This window comes from Pseudarthrobacter sp. TRD_SC_9 (genome assembly GCF_055361265.1).
The window spans coordinates 328150-346811 of sequence record NZ_CM143956.1; the positions used below are offsets into that span (position 1 = coordinate 328150).

The following is an 18662-nucleotide window of genomic DNA, read 5'->3' on the forward strand; positions in this document are numbered from 1 at the left end:
CGCAAGGCTCTGGCGGACGCTTTGGCGGCGGCCGGCTATCAGGAACGGGTCCTTGTAGCGTGCAGCGGCGGTCCGGATTCGCTTGCTTTGGCAGCTGTTGCCGCCTATTTCGCCCGCCGTGGCCATGTGCAGGGCCACCCGATCACCGTGGGTGCCGTGGTGGTTGATCACCAGTTGCAGCCCGGTTCGGCGGTTGTTGCTGCTTCGACTGCTGTTGCCCTGAAGGAACTTGGCCTGGACCCGGTGCTGGTCCGGGCCGTAGATGTCGCATCAACCGGTGCGGGACCTGAAGCTGCTGCCCGCGATGCACGGCACGCCGCCCTCGAAGCCGCTGCCCTGGAACTCAACGCCGGTGCCGTCCTGTTGGGCCACACCCTGGACGACCAGGCTGAGCAGGTGCTGCTGGGCCTGGCCCGGGGGTCCGGTACCCGCTCGCTCGCCGGGATGCGCCCGGCCCGCGGGATCCTGCTCAGGCCCTTCCTGGGCCTGCGGCGGGCGGACACCCTGGAAATCTGCGAGGCCGAGGAACTCAATCCCTGGCATGACCCCACCAACTCTGACCCCGCTTACGCCCGCTCCAGAACCCGGGTGGAAGTGCTTCCGTTTCTGGAGGAAAAGCTTGGCCCCGGTGTTGCCGAATCTCTGGCCCGGACGGCCGCCATCCTGCAGCTGGACGCCGACTACCTCGACGACACCGCCAGCCAGGCTTATGAACAGCTGGCGGAGCGGCTGGACGGTGGCATCGACCTCCCTGAGGCCGCCTTGAGCGCACTTGCCCCGGCCATCAGGTTCCGGGTGATCGCCAAGGCCGCTGCCGACGTCGGCGGTCAACAGCCCAGTTACCAGCGGCTCCTGGCGGCAGAGGCACTGCTTCGCCGGACCGGTTCGGCCGGTCCAGTGGAACTGCCCGGTGGCGTCAGTGTGTTCCGGCTCTCACTCGCCCAGCTGGATGCCCACTCCGCGTCAACCGGCCAAGAGGGGGTTCCCCGGGGAGCCGCCCGCTGTGGGAAGCTTGTATTCCGGCCTCAAAAACCGCCCCAAATATAGTCCCCGCATCTATACAGGAGCCATTGGTGGATTCAAACGACGTCACGGCAGATCTCAAGCACGTTCTCTATACCAAGGAGCAGATCCAGCAGAGGATTACTGAGCTCGCTGCGCAGATCGACAAGGACTACGAAGGCCGGGAACTTCTAATTGTCGGCGTGTTGAAGGGTGCTGTAATGGTCATGGCAGACCTCGCCCGCGCGCTGCACAGCCACGTCTCCATGGACTGGATGGCCGTCTCCTCCTACGGCTCGGGTACCCAGAGCTCCGGCGTGGTCCGGATTCTCAAGGACCTGGACACTGACCTCATGGGCAAGGATGTCCTGATCGTGGAAGACATCATCGACTCCGGCCTCACGCTGTCCTGGCTCAAAACCAACCTGGAATCCCGCGGCACCGCCTCCGTGGAAATCTGCACGGCGTTCCGCAAGCCCACGGCCGCGAAGGTCCAGATCGACGTGAAGTACGTCGGCTACGACATCCCCAACGAGTTCGTGGTGGGCTACGGCCTGGACTACGCGGAGAAATACCGCAACCTGGACTTTGTGGGCACCCTGGCGCCGCACGTTTACGAGTAGGCCGCACTTCTGCCTGCCTGCCCTATGCTTCCGGCGGCACTTCTGCACCACTTCGAGGCTTCCCGGCCTGGCCGAGCCCAGTGAACCCGGGGCGGGGGATCTTCTCGGTGGCCAAAGTGGTGCAAATCCGCGGTTGTTTGGACCAGCCGCTTGGACTTGCTTCAGGGTTAGACGGCGGCTGGTTGCTAGTGCGCCAGACGCGGAGGCGTAAGCAGGGTTTGCGTGATCTGTGCCAGCATGTGCTCGGGCCTATATAACACATCCTCATACGCATACCTCAGCACCCTGTAACCCAGTGCAGCGCCGATGTTGTTGCGTCGAAGATCCTTCTTAAACTGCTTTTTGTTCACGTGGAATGCAGCGCCGTCGATCTCCACGATCAGGCAGCCGTTCACCAGGAAGTCCACATAGCCGATTCCCGCCAGGTACACCTGGGTCTCCACCTCGAAACCATGCCTCCGGAACAGGACCCGCGCCACGGTTTCCAGCAGTGAATCTGCACCGGCTTCCACCAGGTCCAGGACCTTACGGGCCTGGCCGTTCCTGGCTCCGGGGAGAAGGCTGCGCAGGAACGCCGGACTGGATTCGCCGCGCTTGCAGGCTGACTCCACCATCACCAGGGCCTCCAGTTCCGGCAGGCATTGCAGCGCGTGGACAAGGACATCCTTCAGTGCCAGCACCGGTGGCTGCAGGGCACTGGTTTTCCCGTCTATCCGATGCGGGACGTGGTCTGTGCCCAGCCGCCTGTGAGTAGAGGCAAGGTGTAAGCGCTTGGCCGGCTGGAGGGTCCACAACCGGTAATGATCCGCTGCGGACAGGCAGGTCAACGCCGCGTTGGCCGTCATGGCAGCCAGGAATTCCCAGCGGGCACCGGCAACGTGATAGACACCCTGCCGGCCGCGAAGGATCCGCCGGGCGCGCAGGGCGGACTCAATATGGTGCCTGGAGAAGCCTGCGCGGCGAAGATGGGCCAGCCTCCCCACTCCGCCCTGCCGTGCAAGGAAATCTGCCGCGTCCATGGCTCCAAGTTTCCGGCAAGCCCTGGGCCGCCCGGCACGCTTGAAGCCTTCTATGTGGATAAACCTTGCCGCAGTTCTGCGCGACTTTGAGCTGGTCGAGGAAACCTTGCGAGGCATTGGCCCAGCTCAAGGTGGTGCGCCCGCGAGAGTGGCTGGCATAACGGTGCAGAAGTGCCGGCACCCAACCGTTTCCCTGACACGGCCATGTCCCCGCTACGCCCAGAGGGAACTTTTGACCTTGACTATGCGTGAACTAATGCGGACGGTGTATAGCTAGTAGCTGACGCAGCACCCCACGCGCGCTCAGAGGATGCGCCGTGCAGCACTACCAGGAGGGACGGGGCCAGCCCCCGATCAGATGAAAGCTAAGAGTTTCTTCAAGGGTCCGGGCATCTGGATTGTCGTTGTTATCGGCTTGATGTTGATTGCCTTTGCAACGCTTGCGCCCGGCGGTTCGGCTCAAATCGATACGGACCGGGGCCTTGAACTTCTTGACGAGCCCGGGGCAGTGGAGCAGGCGAAGATCCTCGACGGCGAGAATCGGGTAGACCTGACGCTGAAGGACACTCTGGTGATTGACGACCAGGACAAGGGCAAAACTGTCTACTTCAAGTTCGTTGATGCCCGCGGCCTTGACGTGGTCGAGGCCGTTACCAAAGCCGAACCCGCGGAAGGCTTCACTGATCAGCCTCTGGAGAGCAACTGGTTCTCCGGACTGCTCTCCCTCCTGATTCCCGTCCTCCTCCTGGGAGCACTCTTCTGGTTCCTGATGACCCGCATGCAGGGTGGTGGTTCCAAGATCATGCAGTTCGGCAAGTCCAAGGCCAAGATGGTCAGCAAGGACATGCCGCAGGTGACGTTCGTGGACGTTGCCGGTGCTGACGAAGCCGTTGAGGAACTGCAGGAAATCAAGGAATTCCTCCAGGAACCGGCCAAGTTCCAGGCAGTTGGTGCCAAGATCCCCAAGGGCGTGCTGCTGTACGGCCCGCCAGGTACCGGAAAGACCCTCCTGGCCCGCGCTGTCGCAGGTGAAGCTGGCGTCCCGTTCTTCTCTATCTCCGGCTCGGACTTTGTTGAAATGTTCGTCGGCGTCGGTGCTTCCCGTGTCCGCGACCTCTTCGAGCAGGCCAAGGCCAATTCGCCCGCCATCATCTTTGTGGACGAGATCGACGCCGTCGGCCGTCACCGTGGTGCCGGCATCGGTGGTGGCAACGATGAACGTGAACAGACCCTCAACCAGCTGCTCGTGGAGATGGATGGCTTCGACGTCAAGACCAACGTGATCCTGATCGCCGCCACCAACCGCCCGGATGTGCTGGACCCCGCACTCCTTCGCCCGGGCCGTTTTGACCGCCAGATTTCGGTGGAAGCGCCGGACCTTGTGGGCCGCGAACAAATCCTGAGCGTCCATGCCAAGGGCAAGCCGATGGCGCCCGGAGTGGACCTGCGCGCAGTTGCCAAGAAGACGCCTGGGTACACCGGTGCGGACCTGGCCAACGTCCTTAACGAGGCCGCCCTGCTGACAGCCCGCTCCAACGCTAACCTGGTCGATGACCGCGCATTGGATGAGGCAATCGACCGCGTCATGGCCGGTCCACAGAAGCGCAGTCGGGTCATGAAGGAACACGAGCGCAAGATCACCGCGTACCACGAGGGCGGCCACGCCCTGGTGGCGGGCGCCCTGCGCAATTCGGCCCCGGTCACCAAGATCACCATCCTGCCCCGTGGTCGTGCCCTGGGCTACACCATGGTGGTCCCGGATAACGACAAATACTCGGTCACCCGCAACGAACTCCTCGACCAGATGGCCTACGCCATGGGTGGCCGCGTCGCTGAGGAAATCGTCTTCCACGATCCGTCCACCGGCGCCTCGAATGACATTGAAAAGGCAACCGCCACCGCCCGCAAGATGGTCACCGAATACGGCATGAGTGAGCGCGTTGGCGCTGTACGGCTTGGCCAGGGCGGCGGCGAGCCCTTCCTGGGCCGCGATGCCGGCCACGAGCGCAACTACTCAGACCAGATCGCGTACGTGGTGGACGAGGAAGTCCGCCGGCTGATCGACCAGGCCCACGATGAGGCCTACGCCATCCTCACCGAGAACCGCGACGTGCTGGATCAGTTGGCCTTGGAGCTGCTGGAACGCGAAACCCTTAACCAGGCAGAGATCGCCGAGATATTCACTGACGTCCGCAAGAGCGACTTCCGCGAAGTGTGGCTTTCCAAGGAAACCCGGCCCGTGCAGAGTTCCGGTCCGGTGGAGTCCCGCCAGGAAAAGGCAGAGCGTGAAGCCCAGGAGGAAGCCCGGAAGGCACGCCTGGAGGAACCGTTGGATGCCCAGCCTCCGCATCCACAGGGAGTTCCGGCCGAAGACGCCTTCCAGACCCCCGGGAACAATCCTGACGACCAGCACGGATAAGCTGGTTCTGTGACTTCCTTCGACGACGACGACGACTTCCCCGCTGCCTTCCCGGGAAACGGGGACGTCCTTCCGCCCCAGACACCCGGGAACGGGCTTCCCCTTACCCCGGTGGACCGGCCCCGGATTGAGGCGGCCGTCCGCGAAATCCTGCTGGCGATCGGCGAGGACCCGGACCGCGGCGGGCTGGTGGACACCCCAAAGCGTGTGGCGAAGGCGTACTCGGAGGTGTTCGCCGGACTTCACCACGATCCGGCGGAAGTCCTGTCCACCACCTTCGACCTGGATCATGAGGAACTGGTCCTGGTCAAGGACATCCCGTTCTACTCCACGTGCGAGCATCACCTGGTGCCGTTCCATGGGGTGGCCCACGTCGGGTACATTCCGTCGCACGACGGCAAAGTTACCGGGCTGAGCAAGCTGGCCCGACTGGTGGATATCTTCGCGCTCCGACCGCAGGTGCAGGAGCGGCTGACCACCCAGATCGTCGAAGCACTGGTCAGCCACCTCAAGCCCCGTGGTGCCATAGTTGTCGTTGAGTGCGAGCATATGTGCATGTCCATGCGTGGTGTCCGTAAACCTGGCGCGAAGACTGTCACCAGTGCCGTGCGCGGGCAATTGCATGATCCGGCCACCCGGGCCGAAGCAATGAGCCTCATACTCGGAAGGTAAGAACCAGCCCATGGATTCACTAGCAGCGGCGCCTGGAACCGGGCCCGCGACCAGCCCCATGCCCATTCTGCGGAAATCCCGCCGTCCGGCACGGATGTCCGATCTTCCCACCGACCGCACCCTGGTGATGGGCGTCCTCAACGTCACCCCTGACTCCTTCAGCGACGGCGGAAAGCACCCCACCGCCGACACCGCCATCGCCGCAGGCCTGCGGATGTTCTACGCCGGCGCTGACATCATCGACGTCGGGGGCGAATCCACCCGCCCCGGAGCCGAGGACGTCACTCCTGAAGAAGAACAGCGCCGGGTGATCCCCGTGATCCAGGCCCTGGTGAAGGCCGGCGCCCTGGTGAGCATCGACACCACACACGCCAGCACGGCGGCAGCGGCCCTCGAAGCAGGAGCCACCATCATCAACGACGTCTCGGGCCTGACGATCGAGCCCGGGATGCCGGAGCTCGTGGCCCGTTCCAAGGCGCCCTACATCCTCACCCACCGCCGTGGCGATGCCCGCACCATGACCGGGCTGGCTGACTACGACGACGTTGTGGCAGACGTTGTTGGCGAGCTGTCCGGAGTGCGGGACAAGCTATACGCTGCGGGCGTCTCTCCGGAACAGATCATTGTTGACCCGGGCCTGGGTTTTTCCAAGAACGAGGATCATAACTGGCAGCTGTTGCACGGCCTGGACTCGTTCCAGGCCATGGGCCACAAGGTGTTGGTAGCCGCATCCCGCAAGCGGTTCCTGGGCAGCCTGCTGACGGTTTCCGGCAAGACTGCAGCCCCCGAGGAACGTGACGGAGCCACCGCAGCAGTCACCGCCATCAGCGCCTTCAAAGGCGCCTGGGCCGTACGGGTCCATGATGTCGGGCCCAGCCTCGACGCCGTTAAGGTGGCCGCCCGTATCGCGTCACCCCGTCCGAAAGACTGACCATGGACAAGATCACGCTGACGGGGGTAGCCGCCACGGGGAACCACGGCGTGTTCGAATTTGAGCGGCGGGAGGGCCAGCCGTTTGTGGTGGATGCCTTGCTGTACCTGGACTTCAGTAAGGCCGCGGCCTCCGACGACGTCCTGGACACTGCCCACTACGGCGAGGTGGCGGAACGGATCAAGGGCTGGATCACCGGCAAACCGTTCAACCTCATCGAAGCACTGGCCGTAGCCATGGCTGAGGACTTGCTGGCGGCGTTCCCCCTGCAGGCCGTGGAAATCACGGTGCACAAGCCCAAGGCTCCCATCGAGGTACCTTTTGGTGATGTTGCCGTGACCGTGCACCGGAGCCGGGCGTGAGCGGTTACGTAAAGGCCGTCCTGGCGCTGGGGAGCAACCTCGGCGAACGTAACGACACCCTCTCCGGCGCGGTCGCAGACCTGGTTGATCCGCCGGAAGTGCGCCTGCTGGCCGTCTCACCCATAGTGCAGACCAAAGCGGTGGGCGGCCCGCCGGGCCAGCCCGACTTCCTGAACATGGTGGTTACCGTGGAGACCTCGCTGTCCCCCAGGGAACTGCTGCAGCACTGCCAGGCAGTGGAACACAAGCACCACCGCGTCCGGGAGGTGCGCTGGGGGCCGCGGACGCTCGACGTCGACATCATCGTGTACGGCAACGTCACCAGCGATGATCCTGAGCTCACCCTGCCCCACCCGCGTGCCGCCATCAGGGCTTTTGTGCTCTACCCCTGGTCCCTGATTGAACCGTCAGCCACGTTGAATGGTGAACGCATCAGCGAGTTGGCCGCCCGTGCCGCGGACTATCCGGACCTTGCCCCGTTCGATGGATTCGGGGATTTTGACGGACTGCCCACCGCAGGGGCGGTTGAATAGATTTATGAAGCCCATCGAGCCCGTACGGTTGCTCCTGGTGGGGCTGTCGCTTGCCCTGGCCGGTTGGTTCGCTACGGTCCTGACCAGCCGGTTCGGCCTGTCCACGCCCGTTCTACCGGCCACGGCCCTTGCCACCATGGGCGTCATCATTGTGATCACGCTGCTGCTGGGCCTTCGCGTGCTGCGCTGGCGGAACAGCCTCAGGGACCGCCAGGGAAACAGCGGCAACGGTTCCAACGGCACGAAGCCAGGCAACCCGGCCAAGCGGGGAGCCGCTGCCAAAAAGGCCATGCTCAATCCGCTGCTGGCCGCCCGCACCGTGGTCCTGGCCCAGGCCTGCGCGTATGCCGGCACAGTACTGCTTGGCTGGCATGCCGGAATCTTCCTGGACCAGCTGCGTGTCTGGAGCATGGGTGTCGGCGGGGGAATCATCTGGCTGGCCCTGGCCATGGCCGTCGGTGGTCTTGCCATGATGGCGGTGGGTCTGCTGGTGGAATGGTTCTGCAGGATTCCACCGGATGATATGCAGGGGGACGAACCCGGGACTCCGGGGGAAACTGAGGGGGAAGGCGAATATGCCTATCGAGGCGATTGATCCGCACGGGATAGCGTGGCAGCGGGTGTCGCCGAAGTTCCTGAAGCTACGGCTGATCTCCTGGGCCATTGGCTCAGGCATTGCACTGGTGCTGCTTTCCCTGCCATTGGTTTTTGTGCAGCTGGGCTGGTGGTCCTGGCCGCCGTTGTGGATCGCCGTGGCCCTTCCGGTGCTCGCTGCGGTCATCGCTGTGTGGGAGCTCTTGCTGATTCCGCGCCAGGTGCGTGCTATTGGCTACGCCGAACGGGAGGATGATCTCCTGATCCGCGGCGGCATTATCTTCCAGCGCACCATGGTGGTTCCGTATGGCCGGATGCAATACGTGGACATCGGCGCGGGCCCGGTGGAGCGTTCCCTCGGCCTGTGCACTCTGAAACTGCACACTGCCGCTGTGGGTACCAACGCCACCATCCCCGGGCTTCCCGCCGCGGAGGGTGCCCGGCTGCGGGAGCAGCTCACCGCCCGGGGTGAAGCCAGGCTGGCAGGCTTGTGACAACGCCGGACCCCCGCGCCCCAGAAGGAACGGCAGAGGCAGTGGCAGAGTCAGCGGTGCAGCCTGGCCCCCCAGAGCCAGTGCAGCAGGGCGCCGAACAAAAAGCGGACGACGGCGAGTGGTCGCGGGTACATCCGGCGTCACCTTTCGTGCGTGGCTGGTTGGCGCTGGTGGCCATTGTGTTCTTCGTGGGACGGGACTCGTTCGAGAGGCTGCTGCAGGGCGGGCCCGTACTGGAAGACGAGCTGGCCCGGCGCGGACCGTGGCTGCTGGGCATCGGCGGGGGGCTGCTCCTCCTGGCGGTGGGCGGCTTTGTGCTGAGCTGGTACTTCACCCGTTACCAGGTTTCTCAAGGCTACGTGCGGGTCAACTCCGGTTTTATCTTCCGGCAACAGCGCCAGGCCCGGCTGGACCGAGTGCAGGCAATCGACGTTGTGCAGCCGTTGATGGCGCGCATTTTCGGGCTCGCGGAGCTCAAATTCGAGGTGGCTGACGGCGGCGAATCAGCGGTCCGGCTCGCCTTCCTGAAGATGGACCAGGCCAGGCAGTTGCGGGCCACGATCCTGGCCCGCGCCGCCGGAGTTCCGCACGATCCCGAACAGCAAACGGTCCAGGCACCTGAGGCGCCGGAACTGCCGGTGCTGACCGTGCCGCCGTCGCGCCTGTTCGGTTCGCTGCTGTTGGGTGAGCAGACCATCGGCATCACCGTGGGCGCCTTGGCCTCGGTGGTGTTGGCGAATCTGACCGGCAGCTCCGTCTTTTACCTTTATCTGGTGCCCGCCGGGCTGGGCATCGTGGCGTCCTACTGGTCCGGGTTTAACAAGGGTTACAACTTCACGGCAGCCATTTCGCCCGATGGAATCCGGCTCCGGTACGGCCTGCTGGACACGCAGGCGCAAACCCTGCCGCCGGGACGGATCCAGGCGCTCAAGGTGGTCCAATCGCCGCTGTGGCGGCCGTTCGGTTGGTACAAGGTCCACGTCAACGTGGCCGGTTACGGGATGGGTCCGGACAGTCCTTCCCGGACCACGCTTCTTCCGGTGGGCAGCTTTGAGGATGCCATGCGGATCCTCGCCCTGGTGTTGCCTGATCCGGGCACCGACCGGCCCGGGGAGCTCTTTTCGGACGGTATGCACGGAGTGGATTCCGACGGCGGTTTTGTCACCTCGCCGCGACGCATCCGCCTGCTGGCTCCGCTGGGCTGGCGCCGCAACGGGTTCGCCTCGACGGACACGGCGTTGCTGCTGCGTTCCGGACGCTGGTGGCGGACGCTGGTGGTGGTGCCGCACCAAAGGACCCAGTCGATGGCGCTGCAGCAGGGGCCGCTGGCCCGCCGCTTCGATGTAGTGGACCTGGTCCTGCACACCACCGCCGGTCCGGTTTCCCCGAGGCTGATCCAGGCGGATCGTAAGCTGGCCGCGCAGCTGTTCGACGAGCAGTCGGCCCGGGCCCGCGCGGCGCGCAGGAAGCAAACCAGCGAGCAGTGGCTGGCAGCGGTGGGTGCGGGGCCGGAACTGGCGAAGCTACGGCAGGAGCAGGAGCAGGCGCTCGCGCAGCACCCGCAGGATTCGCCCCACACTCCGCCCGCAACACAACAGCCTCCGTACGACGATCGACAGGAACACATCAGCAATGGCTAAACCGGGACGGCTGGGCATCGGAATTATTGGCGCCGGCAAAGTGGGCGCCGTTCTCGGTGCCGCCCTGCGCGCGGCCGAACATGCCGTCGTCGGGGTTTCTGCGGTAAGTGACGCCAGCCTGGAACGGGCGGCCGCGCTGCTGCCCGGCGTTCCGGTAATGGCCGTTGAGGACATTGTGGAGCGTTCCGAGCTGGTGATCCTGGCTGTTCCGGACGACGCCCTCGAGGGTCTGGTGGACGGTCTGGCCAAGCTCGGCGCGTGGCAGGCCGGCCAGCTGGTGGCACATACCTCCGGCAGGTTCGGCGTGGGCGTCCTCCATCCCGTGCGGGTGGCCGGAGGCATCCCCTTGGCGCTGCACCCCGCCATGACCTTCACCGGCATGAGCCTGGATCTCACCCGGCTGCCCGACTGCACTTTCGGCGTGACCGCCGACGCCGCCATGCTGCCCATCGCCCAAGCGCTGGTGGTGGAGATGGGCGCCGAGCCTGTTGCCATTGCCGAGGCAGACCGGGTGCTGTATCACGCGGCACTGGCCCACGGTTCCAACCACATGGTCACGTTGGTGGCGCAGGCGTCCGAGCTGCTCAGGACCGTGGGAGTCCAGGATCCCAGCCGGATGCTGGGGCCCCTGCTCCGCGCCACCTTGGAGAACGCGCTGGCCTCCGGTGAATCCGCCCTGACCGGACCCGTTGCCCGGGGTGATGCCGGAACGGTCGCCGCCCACACTGCGGCCTTGACTGAATTCGACGACGGCGCGTCCGGGGACGTGCTGCAGGCTTACCGTTCCATGGCGGAAGCCACAGCCCGGCGGGCTGAGGTGCGCGGCCTCCTCAAAGCGGGGCAGGCGCAAGCGGTCCGCGCGGCGCTGGGCGGTCATTCCCCGGAGGATGACACTGGTGGACCCGCTGATTCTCCTGGTCCGGACACACCCGAAGGGCATACGTAAATGGGCATCAAGCTGGTCACCACGGCGGCGGAGCTGCGGGCCGAAAGTGCCCGCCTTTTGGCGGCGGCAGGGGCAGGAGAAGCAGGAGCGCCCTCTCAAGGGCTCGTGCCCACCATGGGGGCACTCCACGCGGGGCACGCGCAGCTGGCGCGTACCGCCGTCGAGCATGACGACGTTGTGGTGGCCAGCATTTTCGTCAACCCGCTCCAGTTCGGTGAGGCGGTGGACCTGGACCGCTACCCCCGCACCCTGGATGCTGACCTGGCACTGCTGGACGCCGAAGGCGTGGACCTGGCGTTCGCGCCGTCTGTGCATGAGGTTTACCCGGGTGGCCTGCCGCTGGTGCGGATCACGTCCGGCCCGCTGGGTGAAAAGTGGGAGGGTGCCTCCCGGCCGGGGCACTTCGACGGCGCGCTGACAGTCGTGGCCAAGCTGCTGCATTACGGCCTGCCGGGCCTTGGTGAGGCAGGCTATCGCGCCTACTTCGGCCAAAAGGATGCCCAGCAACTGGCGTTGGTGCAGCGCATGGTGGCGGACCTGAATTTCCCGGTGGATATTGTGCCCGTTCCCACCGTCCGGGACGCCGACGGGCTGGCGCTGTCCAGCCGCAACCGCTTCCTGTCAGCCCAGGAGCGGGATGCTGCACTGGTGCTCTCGCGCGCACTCCGGCTGATCGGGGAGCGCGCTGATGCGCACCTGCCGCTTGACCTGGATTCGGCCCGGGCGCTGGTGGAGTCCCAGCCGTTGGTGGAACTGGATTATTTCGACGTCGTTGATCCGCTCACGCTCGAACCGCTGGCCGAGAACTGCAAGGACACCCCGTTCCGCGGCGAAGGGCTGGCGCTGATTGCGGCAAAAGTGGGTCCGGTGCGGCTGATCGACAACGTGCCCCTGGAGTCGTAGGGGTACTGGAACTGAACAAAGTAGTCAGCTTGCTTATTACTTAGGGCTTTCCTAGTCTGGTTGCTGTCAGGCACAAAACTCTCAATCGAGTCTCGAACCGAGGAACGACCATGACAGAGAACATTTCAGGCAAGAAAGTCGCATTCCTGCTGACGGACGGCGTGGAGCAGGTGGAGCTTACCGGCCCATGGCAGGCTGTGACGGAAGCCGGCGGACAGCCCACACTGGTTGCCCCGTCCAGCGGGCGGCTGCAGGGGTTCAACGGCACCGACAAGGCGGACACCTTCCGGGTGGACCTCACTGTCGCCGAGGCCAGTGCCTCGGAGTTTGACGCTCTGGTGATTCCCGGCGGCGTGGTGAATGCTGACCACCTGCGTGTGGACCAAGACGCCCAGAGGTTTACCCGGGAGTTCTTCGAGCAGCACAAGCCGGTGGCCTCGATCTGCCACGGACCGTGGATGCTGATCGACGCCGGGGTAGCCAAGGGCAGGAACGTCACCTCGTATCCCACGCTGGCGACCGACCTGAAAAACGCCGGCGCCAACTGGACCGACCAGGAAGTGGTGGTTGACCAGGGACTGGTGACCAGCCGCAACCCGGGTGACCTCCCGGCCTTCTGCAGTGCCATGCTGGAAGAAATCCGGGAAGGACAGCACGCCGGACAGACCGCCTAGCGCGGACAATGTTCCCCCAGGGTTAATAAATTTTCCCCGCAACGGAATTACTCCAGCGGGTAGAGTGTTGGAGTCTGCAGCGACTACGCCAGAACACTCATCCCAAATCTCCCTGGGGGAACATCCATGTCCACAGAAGTCTCTTCCGACGCGCGCGGTAATCCCGCGAAAGTATCGGAAGCTAAGCCAGCCGCATCCGGGAAGATGTCCCGCGAATCGGTCACGATTATTGCCACGCTGCTGGTAGCCACGTTCGTCGTTATCCTCAACGAGACCATCATGAACGTGGCCCTGCCGCGCCTGATGGTGGACCTGGGTGTCGACGCACCTACCGTTCAGTGGCTGTCCACCGGCTTTATGCTGACCATGGCGGTTGTCATTCCCACCACCGGCTTTATCCTGCAGCGGCTCTCCACCCGCGCCGTGTTCATGCTGGCCATGGGCCTGTTCTCGACCGGCACCGCGTTGGCAGCCATCGCCCCGGACTTCACCGTTCTTCTCCTGGCCCGGATCATTCAGGCCGGTGGCACCGCAATCATGCTGCCCTTGCTGATGACCACCATCCTGACGCTGGTCCCGGTGGAACGCCGCGGCTCGGTCATGGGCAACGTCAGCATCGCCATCTCGGTGGCCCCGGCCATGGGACCCACCGTGTCCGGACTGATCCTTGAGCACTTTACCTGGCGTTTTATGTTCGTCTTCGTGCTGCCTGTGGCTATTGCGGCCTTCGCCATCGGTGCCAAATACCTCACCAACGTGGGCGAAACGGAGAAGGGAAAGCTGGACTTCCTGTCCGTCATCCTGACTGTTCCGGCCTTCGGCGGCCTGGTCTACGGGCTGAGCCAGATCGGCGGCGGCCATGGCGGCCAGGCCGGTCCCAGCCCCGTCGCCATCGGTGCGCTGGTAGTGGGCCTTCTTGCGCTTTCAGCGTTCATCGGACGCCAGTTGGGGCTGCAGAAGGGGAAATCGCCGCTGCTGGACCTGCGGGCGTTTAAGTTCCGCATGTTTACAGTCTCGGTCCTGTTGATGATCGTGGCCATGATGGCGCTGTTCGGCGGCGTGATCCTGCTGCCGCTCTACCTGCAGGAAGTCCGCGGCCTGGGTTCACTGGAAACCGGGCTCTCGCTCCTGCCCGGCGGCCTGGCCATGGGCCTGCTGGGGCCGTTCATTGGACGCCTGTTCGACAGAGTGGGCCCGCTGCCGCTGACACTCACCGGTTCCATCCTGCTGGTGCTGTCCCTGTGGCAGTTCTCCATGCTCGACGCCGGCACCTCAATTTCGTGGATCATAACCCTCCACGTGGGGCTGAGTTTCGGACTGGCGCTCCTGTTCACGCCTGCCTTCACCACTGGCCTCAACCCGCTTCCGAAGCACCTGTATTCGCACGGTTCGGCGATCATGAGCACCACGCAGCAGGTTGCCGGTGCGGCGGGTACTGCGCTGCTGGTGTCCATCTACGCGGTGGTTTCGGCGTCCTCCGGAATTGTCGCCGGCATGAACGCGGCATTCTTTGCGGCTACCCTGATCTCGGTCGCGGCGATCGTGCTCTCGGCCATGATGCGCAAGACCGAAGGTGCCGGGCCGGGTCACGGAGCCCACTAATCCAACTGAGTAGCAGTAGGTGCCCTTTACAGACCTGTAAACGGCACCTACTGCTACCTACTTGGGCGGGGCAGGCGCGGGGTGACGCACGGGCGGGAAGTTACCCTGCGAAGAAGTCGCTTAGCTCCGTGATCAGCTTGTCCGGTGCCTTGATGACGCCGTCGTGGCCGTAGCCGGTCAGGATCGTGTAGCTGGAGCCGGACAGGACGTCATGGATCTGGCCGCAGGCCACGCCAAAATGCGCCGGGCTCTTTTCCCCCACCACGATCAGCGTCTCCAGCGGCAGTTCCAGGAACGGCTCGGCTGGCATATCCGCGGCAATAATTGCCTTGATTTCCCTGACCCCGGCGCGCATCAGTTCGCGCATCTGCTTGCCCGCGTGGGTTCCGGCGGTGAGTTTGTGCGCGATGGTCAGCATGGACAGCGGCATCCGGGCGAACGCTCCACCGGTTTCCAGGCCCTTGGTCAGCACGGCCAGCGCCCGGTCGTCGTCGCCGGCGGTTGTGGCGCGCTCGTACTCGCCAGTCCAGTCAGCCTTGACGCTGTGGTTGACGGAGACGGCCGGATCATAAACAGCCAGCCGCTCCACCGGAAGGGTGCGGGCCGCGTGGAGCGCAACGGCCCCGCCGAAGCTGTGCCCGAGGACGTCGGTGCTGGACGTGTGCTTCATGACGGTGTCCAGGTCCCGGATGTCCGCTTCCAGCGTGTAGTCATCCGGCTGGGGACTGGAGGCGCCGCGCCCACGGCGGTTAAAAGTGTGCACAGGCCGGCCCAGCGCGGCACTGAGTTTTTGAGCGAAACGGGTGTAGTCGGCAGCCGTCACCATGGAGGCTGCCACCACCACGACGCCGGAACCTGCGGAGGCGAGTTCGGCACCGGTTGAGAACAACTCCAGGGTGCCGCCGTCGGGTGTGGTGATAATCTCGCGGGTCATGCTCCGAGCCTAACCGAGCAAGCCGGGTGCCCGCACGACTGCATGGCTGGACTGCGCGAAAGTATCCGAAGTGTCACCGTCAGGAAACTGCGTTCAGGAACCGAGCCATCCGCATGGCCAGCCGTTTTCCCGGCCGGAGCGGTCCCTCGTGCAGCTGCCCCGGCACTACAGCGAAGTCCACGGCGGGCGAGATGGCCGCGAGCTGGCGGCCGGTCTCGGCAAAGTATCCAGGACTCCAGCCGCCGGTGAGCATCAGTGTGGGTGTTGTCATTGAAGCGAAGTCGGCGGCGTCCGCATCAGCATCCAGGACGGCCCGCATTTCCTTCACAGCAGTGGGCAGCAGCTGCCGCATCTCAGCGCCCAGCCGCGTGCGGGCGGAAACGATGCTCAGCATCCGCAGTGCACCCATGGGGAGGTAGGACACCGGCCCGGCGGTGCCAAGCCCCTGTACCAGGTGCGCCCAGGCGTGGTTCATCTGGCCGGCGGTGACGGCTACCTCCAGCTCCGGCCGCCACCGATGGTGCAGGCTGCCGTCCAGCGACACCGCGGCATCGTAGGTCACCAGCCGGCCGATGGGCAGGGTCAGCGCGGCCTGCAGCGCCACGAAACCGCCGTAGCTGTGCCCCACGACGTCTGTGGAACCGGTGGCCGCCATCACTGCGGCGAGGTCGTTGATCTCGGTCTGGACCGAGTAGCCGTTTTCCTGGGGGCTGGAACCGGCGCGCCCGCGCCGGTTGTAACAGTGCACCGGCCGGCCCAGCAGCACCCCCAGGTTATGCGCAAACGGGCGGTAGAGCTTGTCCGTGACCAGGGTTCCATGTACCAGCACGACACCGGAGGCAGAGGACGGCGCCAAGCCCGCCGTCCGCTGAGCTTCTGCCTGTCCCCTGGAGAGAGGACGGCGCTGCACAGGCACAGTTTCAGGGCGGGTAAAGGAATGCAGCAGCAGCCGGCCGCCGTCTTCGGAATCGACTGTCCACGTCTCCACCTTTTGAGTGTATGCCCGCCGCCCCGGTCTCCGGGCAGGTCGGGCGTAATAGCCGCTCCGGCGGGGAAGGCCGGGGAAGCGCTGCCGGTACTACCGGTAAACTTGGGAATTGTGACTTCACAAAACATCCCCGGAACGGCCCCTGCCCCGAAGAACGCTCCCGAACCCGTTGATGCCAGCGAACAGATGCGCATCCGGATGGAGAAGCGCGCCAAGCTGATCGAGCGCGGTGTTGAGGCCTACCCGGTGGGAGTTGACCGCACGCACTCGCTGGCTGAAATCCGCGAGAAGTATGCACACCTTGAAGCGGACGACACCACGGGGGACATCGTGGGCGTCACCGGCCGCGTTGTCTTCATCCGCAACACCGGGAAGCTCTGCTTCGTCACGCTCCAGGAGGGCGGCACAGACGGCAAGGGCGCCCGGCTGCAGACAATGCTCAGCCTGGCCAACGTAGGCGAGGAGTCGCTGGCGGAATGGAAAGCCCTGGTGGACCTCGGCGACCATGTTTTTGTGCACGGCGAGGTCATCTCCTCCCGCCGCGGTGAGCTTTCCGTCATGGCCGATTCCTGGGCCATGGCGTCAAAGGCGTTGCGCCCGCTTCCGGTACTGCATGCGGACCTGAACGAGGAAACCCGCGTCCGCCAGCGCTACGTTGACCTGATGGTCCGGGATGAAGCCCGCCAGATGGTCTACACGCGGGCGGCGATCACACGGTCAGTCCGCGAGACCCTGCACCGCCACCAGTACGTGGAGGTGGAGACCCCCATCCTGCAGCTGGTCCACGGCGGTGCCACTGCGCGCCCGTTCGAGACCCACATGAACGCCTTCGACCAGAAGATGACGCTGCGCATCGCCACCGAGCTGTTCCTCAAGCGGGCAGTGGTGGGCGGCATCGACCGCGTTTACGACATGGGGCGGGTGTTCCGCAACGAGGGCGTGGACTCCACCCACAGCCCGGAATTCAGCACCCTTGAGTGTTACGAGGCGTGGGCTGACCAGTTCGTGATGGCCGAGCGGATGAAGGAAATAATCCTCGACGCCGCCGATGCCGCCGGAGTGGGCCGCACGCTAAAGACGGAGGCAGGAGAAATTAACCTGGACGGCGACTGGGCATGGCTGCCGGTCTACCCGGGACTTTCGACGGCGGTAGGCCAGGAGATCACTCCGGACACCGGCGTCGAGGTACTTCGCGAGCTCGCGGCGAAGCATGAGGTAAAGGTCGATCCAAAGTGGGACGCCGAAAAGCTGGTGGTTGAGCTCTTTGGGGAAATCGTTGAGCCCACACTGCTGAACCCCACGTTTGTCTACGACTACCCGCCGTCCGCCCAGCCGCTGGCCCGCCAGCACCGCACCGATGACCGGCTCATTGAGGCCTGGGACCTGATCATCGGCGGCATGGAGCGCGGTACGGCATTCTCCGAGCTGATCGACCCCGTCATCCAGCGCGAACGGCTGACCGAACAGTCCCGCCGTGCCGCTGCCGGCGACGAAGAGGCCATGGCGCTGGATGAGGACTTCCTGCGTGCCCTGGAATACGGCGCCCCGCCCATGGGCGGCATCGGCCTGGGTATTGACCGCCTGGTGATGCTGTTCACCGGAGCCGGTATCCGCGAAACCATTCTTTTCCCCCTGCTGAAGCCTGAGGCTAACTGATCGTGGAATACGTGGCCGTACTGCTGCCGTCACTGGTAGTTGGTTTGTTGTTCTGGTTTGCCATGAAGTCGATCTTTAATGCGGACAGGGCCGAACGCCGCGCCGAAGCCCAGGCCCAGGCCGAGGCCGGTGACGTGGCAAATTCCTCCGACGGTAACGAATCCGGAACCGGAAAATAAATAATCCCGCATTCTCGGGACAGGCTTTACGGTCGTGCCGGGAGCCGTCACTTTGACGTACCGCCATTTTCGGGATCATAATTTGTAGGTAAAGCATCCAGCTTTTCTGAAAGCTCAAGTTTCCAAAAGGAATAATTACATGGCACAGAAAGTAGAAATCATCCTCGTAGATGATCTGGATGGGGGATCTGCGGACGAAACCGTTCGCTTTGGCCTGGACGGCGTTAATTACGAGATTGACCTGTCCTCAGCCAACGTGGAGCAGCTGCGCTCCGGACTGGAACGTTTTGTTGCGGCTGCGCGCAAGGCGTCCGGGAGTAAGGCTCCTCGCGGCAAAGCCGGCGCGGCGCGGAATCAGGATTCAGCCCAGATCCGCCAATGGGCGCGTGAGCACGGTTACACCGTGAACAGCCGCGGCCGGATCCAGGCTGAAATCCAGGAGGCTTACCAGAAGGCGAATTCCTAACGGACCGCTTCTACGGTTTCAACCG

At 64.5% G+C, this 18662-nt stretch carries 20 protein-coding genes; 17 read left to right on the top strand and 3 right to left on the bottom strand.

From position 1 onward, the window contains the following. The first annotated feature begins 9 nt into the window (after window positions 1–9). Window positions 10–1047, top strand: coding sequence for a tRNA lysidine(34) synthetase TilS (gene tilS, locus ACWA13_RS01500; RefSeq protein WP_463937988.1), 1038 nt, complete (start codon window positions 10–12; stop codon window positions 1045–1047). 26 nt (window positions 1048–1073) lie between these two features. After that, the gene (gene hpt, locus ACWA13_RS01505; protein ID WP_463936307.1) at window positions 1074–1625 is read left to right on the top strand and encodes a hypoxanthine phosphoribosyltransferase; all 552 of its coding nucleotides are present in this window, start codon (window positions 1074–1076) and stop codon (window positions 1623–1625) included. A gap of 185 nt (window positions 1626–1810) precedes the next feature. Here hpt and ACWA13_RS01510 read toward each other — a convergent pair whose 3' ends face one another. Beyond that, on the bottom strand, window positions 1811–2644 hold the full coding sequence (locus tag ACWA13_RS01510) for an endonuclease domain-containing protein (protein ID WP_463936308.1): 834 nt from the start codon (window positions 2642–2644) through the stop codon (window positions 1811–1813). 358 nt (window positions 2645–3002) lie between these two features. On the opposite strand from ACWA13_RS01510, the gene ftsH reads away from it, so the two are divergent. The 12 genes from ftsH to ACWA13_RS01570 all read left to right on the top strand — a co-directional run bounded on the left by ftsH (window position 3003) and on the right by ACWA13_RS01570 (window position 14414). Next, window positions 3003–5063 carry an ATP-dependent zinc metalloprotease FtsH gene (gene ftsH, locus ACWA13_RS01515; protein ID WP_463936309.1) on the top strand — a complete coding sequence of 687 codons (2061 nt, stop codon included), beginning with the start codon at window positions 3003–3005 and terminating at the stop codon, window positions 5061–5063. Window positions 5064–5072: 9 nt separating this feature from the next. Then, window positions 5073–5735, top strand: a complete 663-nt coding sequence (gene folE / locus ACWA13_RS01520) for a GTP cyclohydrolase I FolE (protein WP_463936310.1) — start codon at window positions 5073–5075, stop codon at window positions 5733–5735. Between the two features lie 10 nt (window positions 5736–5745). Beyond that, window positions 5746–6666: a dihydropteroate synthase gene (gene folP, locus ACWA13_RS01525; protein ID WP_463936311.1), complete on the top strand. Its 921-nt coding sequence runs from the start codon at window positions 5746–5748 to the stop codon at window positions 6664–6666. Between the two features lie 2 nt (window positions 6667–6668). Next, on the top strand, window positions 6669–7028 hold the full coding sequence (gene folB, locus ACWA13_RS01530; RefSeq protein WP_463936313.1) for a dihydroneopterin aldolase: 360 nt from the start codon (window positions 6669–6671) through the stop codon (window positions 7026–7028). Continuing rightward, complete coding sequence (folK, locus tag ACWA13_RS01535; protein WP_463936314.1) at window positions 7025–7561, top strand: 2-amino-4-hydroxy-6-hydroxymethyldihydropteridine diphosphokinase; 537 nt, start codon at window positions 7025–7027, stop codon at window positions 7559–7561. The genes folB and folK overlap by 4 nt, the downstream gene beginning before the upstream one ends. Window positions 7562–7565: 4 nt before the next feature. After that, entirely contained in the window at window positions 7566–8156 is a 591-nt protein-coding gene (locus ACWA13_RS01540; RefSeq protein WP_463936316.1) for a DUF3180 domain-containing protein, read from the top strand. After that, the gene (locus ACWA13_RS01545; RefSeq protein WP_463936317.1) at window positions 8137–8649 is read left to right on the top strand and encodes a PH domain-containing protein; all 513 of its coding nucleotides are present in this window, start codon (window positions 8137–8139) and stop codon (window positions 8647–8649) included. The genes ACWA13_RS01540 and ACWA13_RS01545 overlap by 20 nt, the downstream gene beginning before the upstream one ends. Before the next feature lie 41 nt (window positions 8650–8690). After that, the gene (locus ACWA13_RS01550) at window positions 8691–10289 is read left to right on the top strand and encodes a PH domain-containing protein (RefSeq protein ID WP_463936318.1); all 1599 of its coding nucleotides are present in this window, start codon (window positions 8691–8693) and stop codon (window positions 10287–10289) included. Continuing rightward, window positions 10282–11235 carry a Rossmann-like and DUF2520 domain-containing protein gene (locus ACWA13_RS01555; RefSeq protein WP_463936319.1) on the top strand — a complete coding sequence of 318 codons (954 nt, stop codon included), beginning with the start codon at window positions 10282–10284 and terminating at the stop codon, window positions 11233–11235. Before ACWA13_RS01550 ends, ACWA13_RS01555 begins: the two co-directional genes overlap by 8 nt. Next, on the top strand, window positions 11236–12138 hold the full coding sequence (gene panC / locus ACWA13_RS01560) for a pantoate--beta-alanine ligase (protein WP_463936320.1): 903 nt from the start codon (window positions 11236–11238) through the stop codon (window positions 12136–12138). A 110-nt stretch (window positions 12139–12248) separates the two neighbouring features. Beyond that, a complete protein-coding gene (locus ACWA13_RS01565; RefSeq protein ID WP_463936322.1) occupies window positions 12249–12812 on the top strand; it encodes a type 1 glutamine amidotransferase domain-containing protein in 564 nt (187 codons plus the stop codon). 126 nt (window positions 12813–12938) lie between these two features. Beyond that, window positions 12939–14414, top strand: a complete 1476-nt coding sequence (locus ACWA13_RS01570) for an MDR family MFS transporter (protein WP_463936324.1) — start codon at window positions 12939–12941, stop codon at window positions 14412–14414. Between the two features lie 100 nt (window positions 14415–14514). On the opposite strand, the gene ACWA13_RS01575 is transcribed toward ACWA13_RS01570, so the two are convergent. Then, the gene (locus tag ACWA13_RS01575) at window positions 14515–15348 is read right to left on the bottom strand and encodes an alpha/beta fold hydrolase (RefSeq protein ID WP_463936325.1); all 834 of its coding nucleotides are present in this window, start codon (window positions 15346–15348) and stop codon (window positions 14515–14517) included. Window positions 15349–15427: 79 nt separating this feature from the next. Continuing rightward, window positions 15428–16336: an alpha/beta fold hydrolase gene (locus ACWA13_RS01580; RefSeq protein ID WP_463936326.1), complete on the bottom strand. Its 909-nt coding sequence runs from the start codon at window positions 16334–16336 to the stop codon at window positions 15428–15430. A 186-nt stretch (window positions 16337–16522) separates the two neighbouring features. Between ACWA13_RS01580 and lysS the strand changes: the two genes are divergently transcribed. From lysS to ACWA13_RS01595, 3 genes are all read left to right on the top strand, one after another. Next, window positions 16523–17992, top strand: a complete 1470-nt coding sequence (gene lysS, locus ACWA13_RS01585) for a lysine--tRNA ligase (RefSeq protein ID WP_463937989.1) — start codon at window positions 16523–16525, stop codon at window positions 17990–17992. Window positions 17993–17994: 2 nt separating this feature from the next. Further along, window positions 17995–18171: a hypothetical protein gene (locus ACWA13_RS01590; protein ID WP_463936327.1), complete on the top strand. Its 177-nt coding sequence runs from the start codon at window positions 17995–17997 to the stop codon at window positions 18169–18171. A 139-nt stretch (window positions 18172–18310) separates the two neighbouring features. Beyond that, entirely contained in the window at window positions 18311–18637 is a 327-nt protein-coding gene (locus ACWA13_RS01595) for a histone-like nucleoid-structuring protein Lsr2 (RefSeq protein ID WP_463936328.1), read from the top strand. Window positions 18638–18662: the final 25 nt, after the last annotated feature.

Bases quoted from the DNA above. Each gene is read 5' to 3' on its own strand.
- ACWA13_RS01570 (WP_463936324.1), top strand. From the start codon at position 12,939: ATGTCCACAGAAGTCTCTTCCGACGCGCGCGGTAATCCCGCGAAAGTA.
- ACWA13_RS01555 (WP_463936319.1), top strand. From the start codon at position 10,282: ATGGCTAAACCGGGACGGCTGGGCATCGGAATTATTGGCGCCGGCAAA.
- lysS (WP_463937989.1), top strand. From the start codon at position 16,523: ATGCGCATCCGGATGGAGAAGCGCGCCAAGCTGATCGAGCGCGGTGTT.
- ACWA13_RS01510 (WP_463936308.1), bottom strand. From the start codon at position 2,644: ATGGACGCGGCAGATTTCCTTGCACGGCAGGGCGGAGTGGGGAGGCTG.
- ACWA13_RS01540 (WP_463936316.1), top strand. From the start codon at position 7,566: ATGAAGCCCATCGAGCCCGTACGGTTGCTCCTGGTGGGGCTGTCGCTT.
- ACWA13_RS01575 (WP_463936325.1), bottom strand. From the start codon at position 15,348: ATGACCCGCGAGATTATCACCACACCCGACGGCGGCACCCTGGAGTTG.
- folP (WP_463936311.1), top strand. From the start codon at position 5,746: ATGGATTCACTAGCAGCGGCGCCTGGAACCGGGCCCGCGACCAGCCCC.
- folB (WP_463936313.1), top strand. From the start codon at position 6,669: ATGGACAAGATCACGCTGACGGGGGTAGCCGCCACGGGGAACCACGGC.
- panC (WP_463936320.1), top strand. From the start codon at position 11,236: ATGGGCATCAAGCTGGTCACCACGGCGGCGGAGCTGCGGGCCGAAAGT.
- ACWA13_RS01565 (WP_463936322.1), top strand. From the start codon at position 12,249: ATGACAGAGAACATTTCAGGCAAGAAAGTCGCATTCCTGCTGACGGAC.
- ACWA13_RS01545 (WP_463936317.1), top strand. From the start codon at position 8,137: ATGCCTATCGAGGCGATTGATCCGCACGGGATAGCGTGGCAGCGGGTG.
- ftsH (WP_463936309.1), top strand. From the start codon at position 3,003: ATGAAAGCTAAGAGTTTCTTCAAGGGTCCGGGCATCTGGATTGTCGTT.
- ACWA13_RS01595 (WP_463936328.1), top strand. From the start codon at position 18,311: ATGGCACAGAAAGTAGAAATCATCCTCGTAGATGATCTGGATGGGGGA.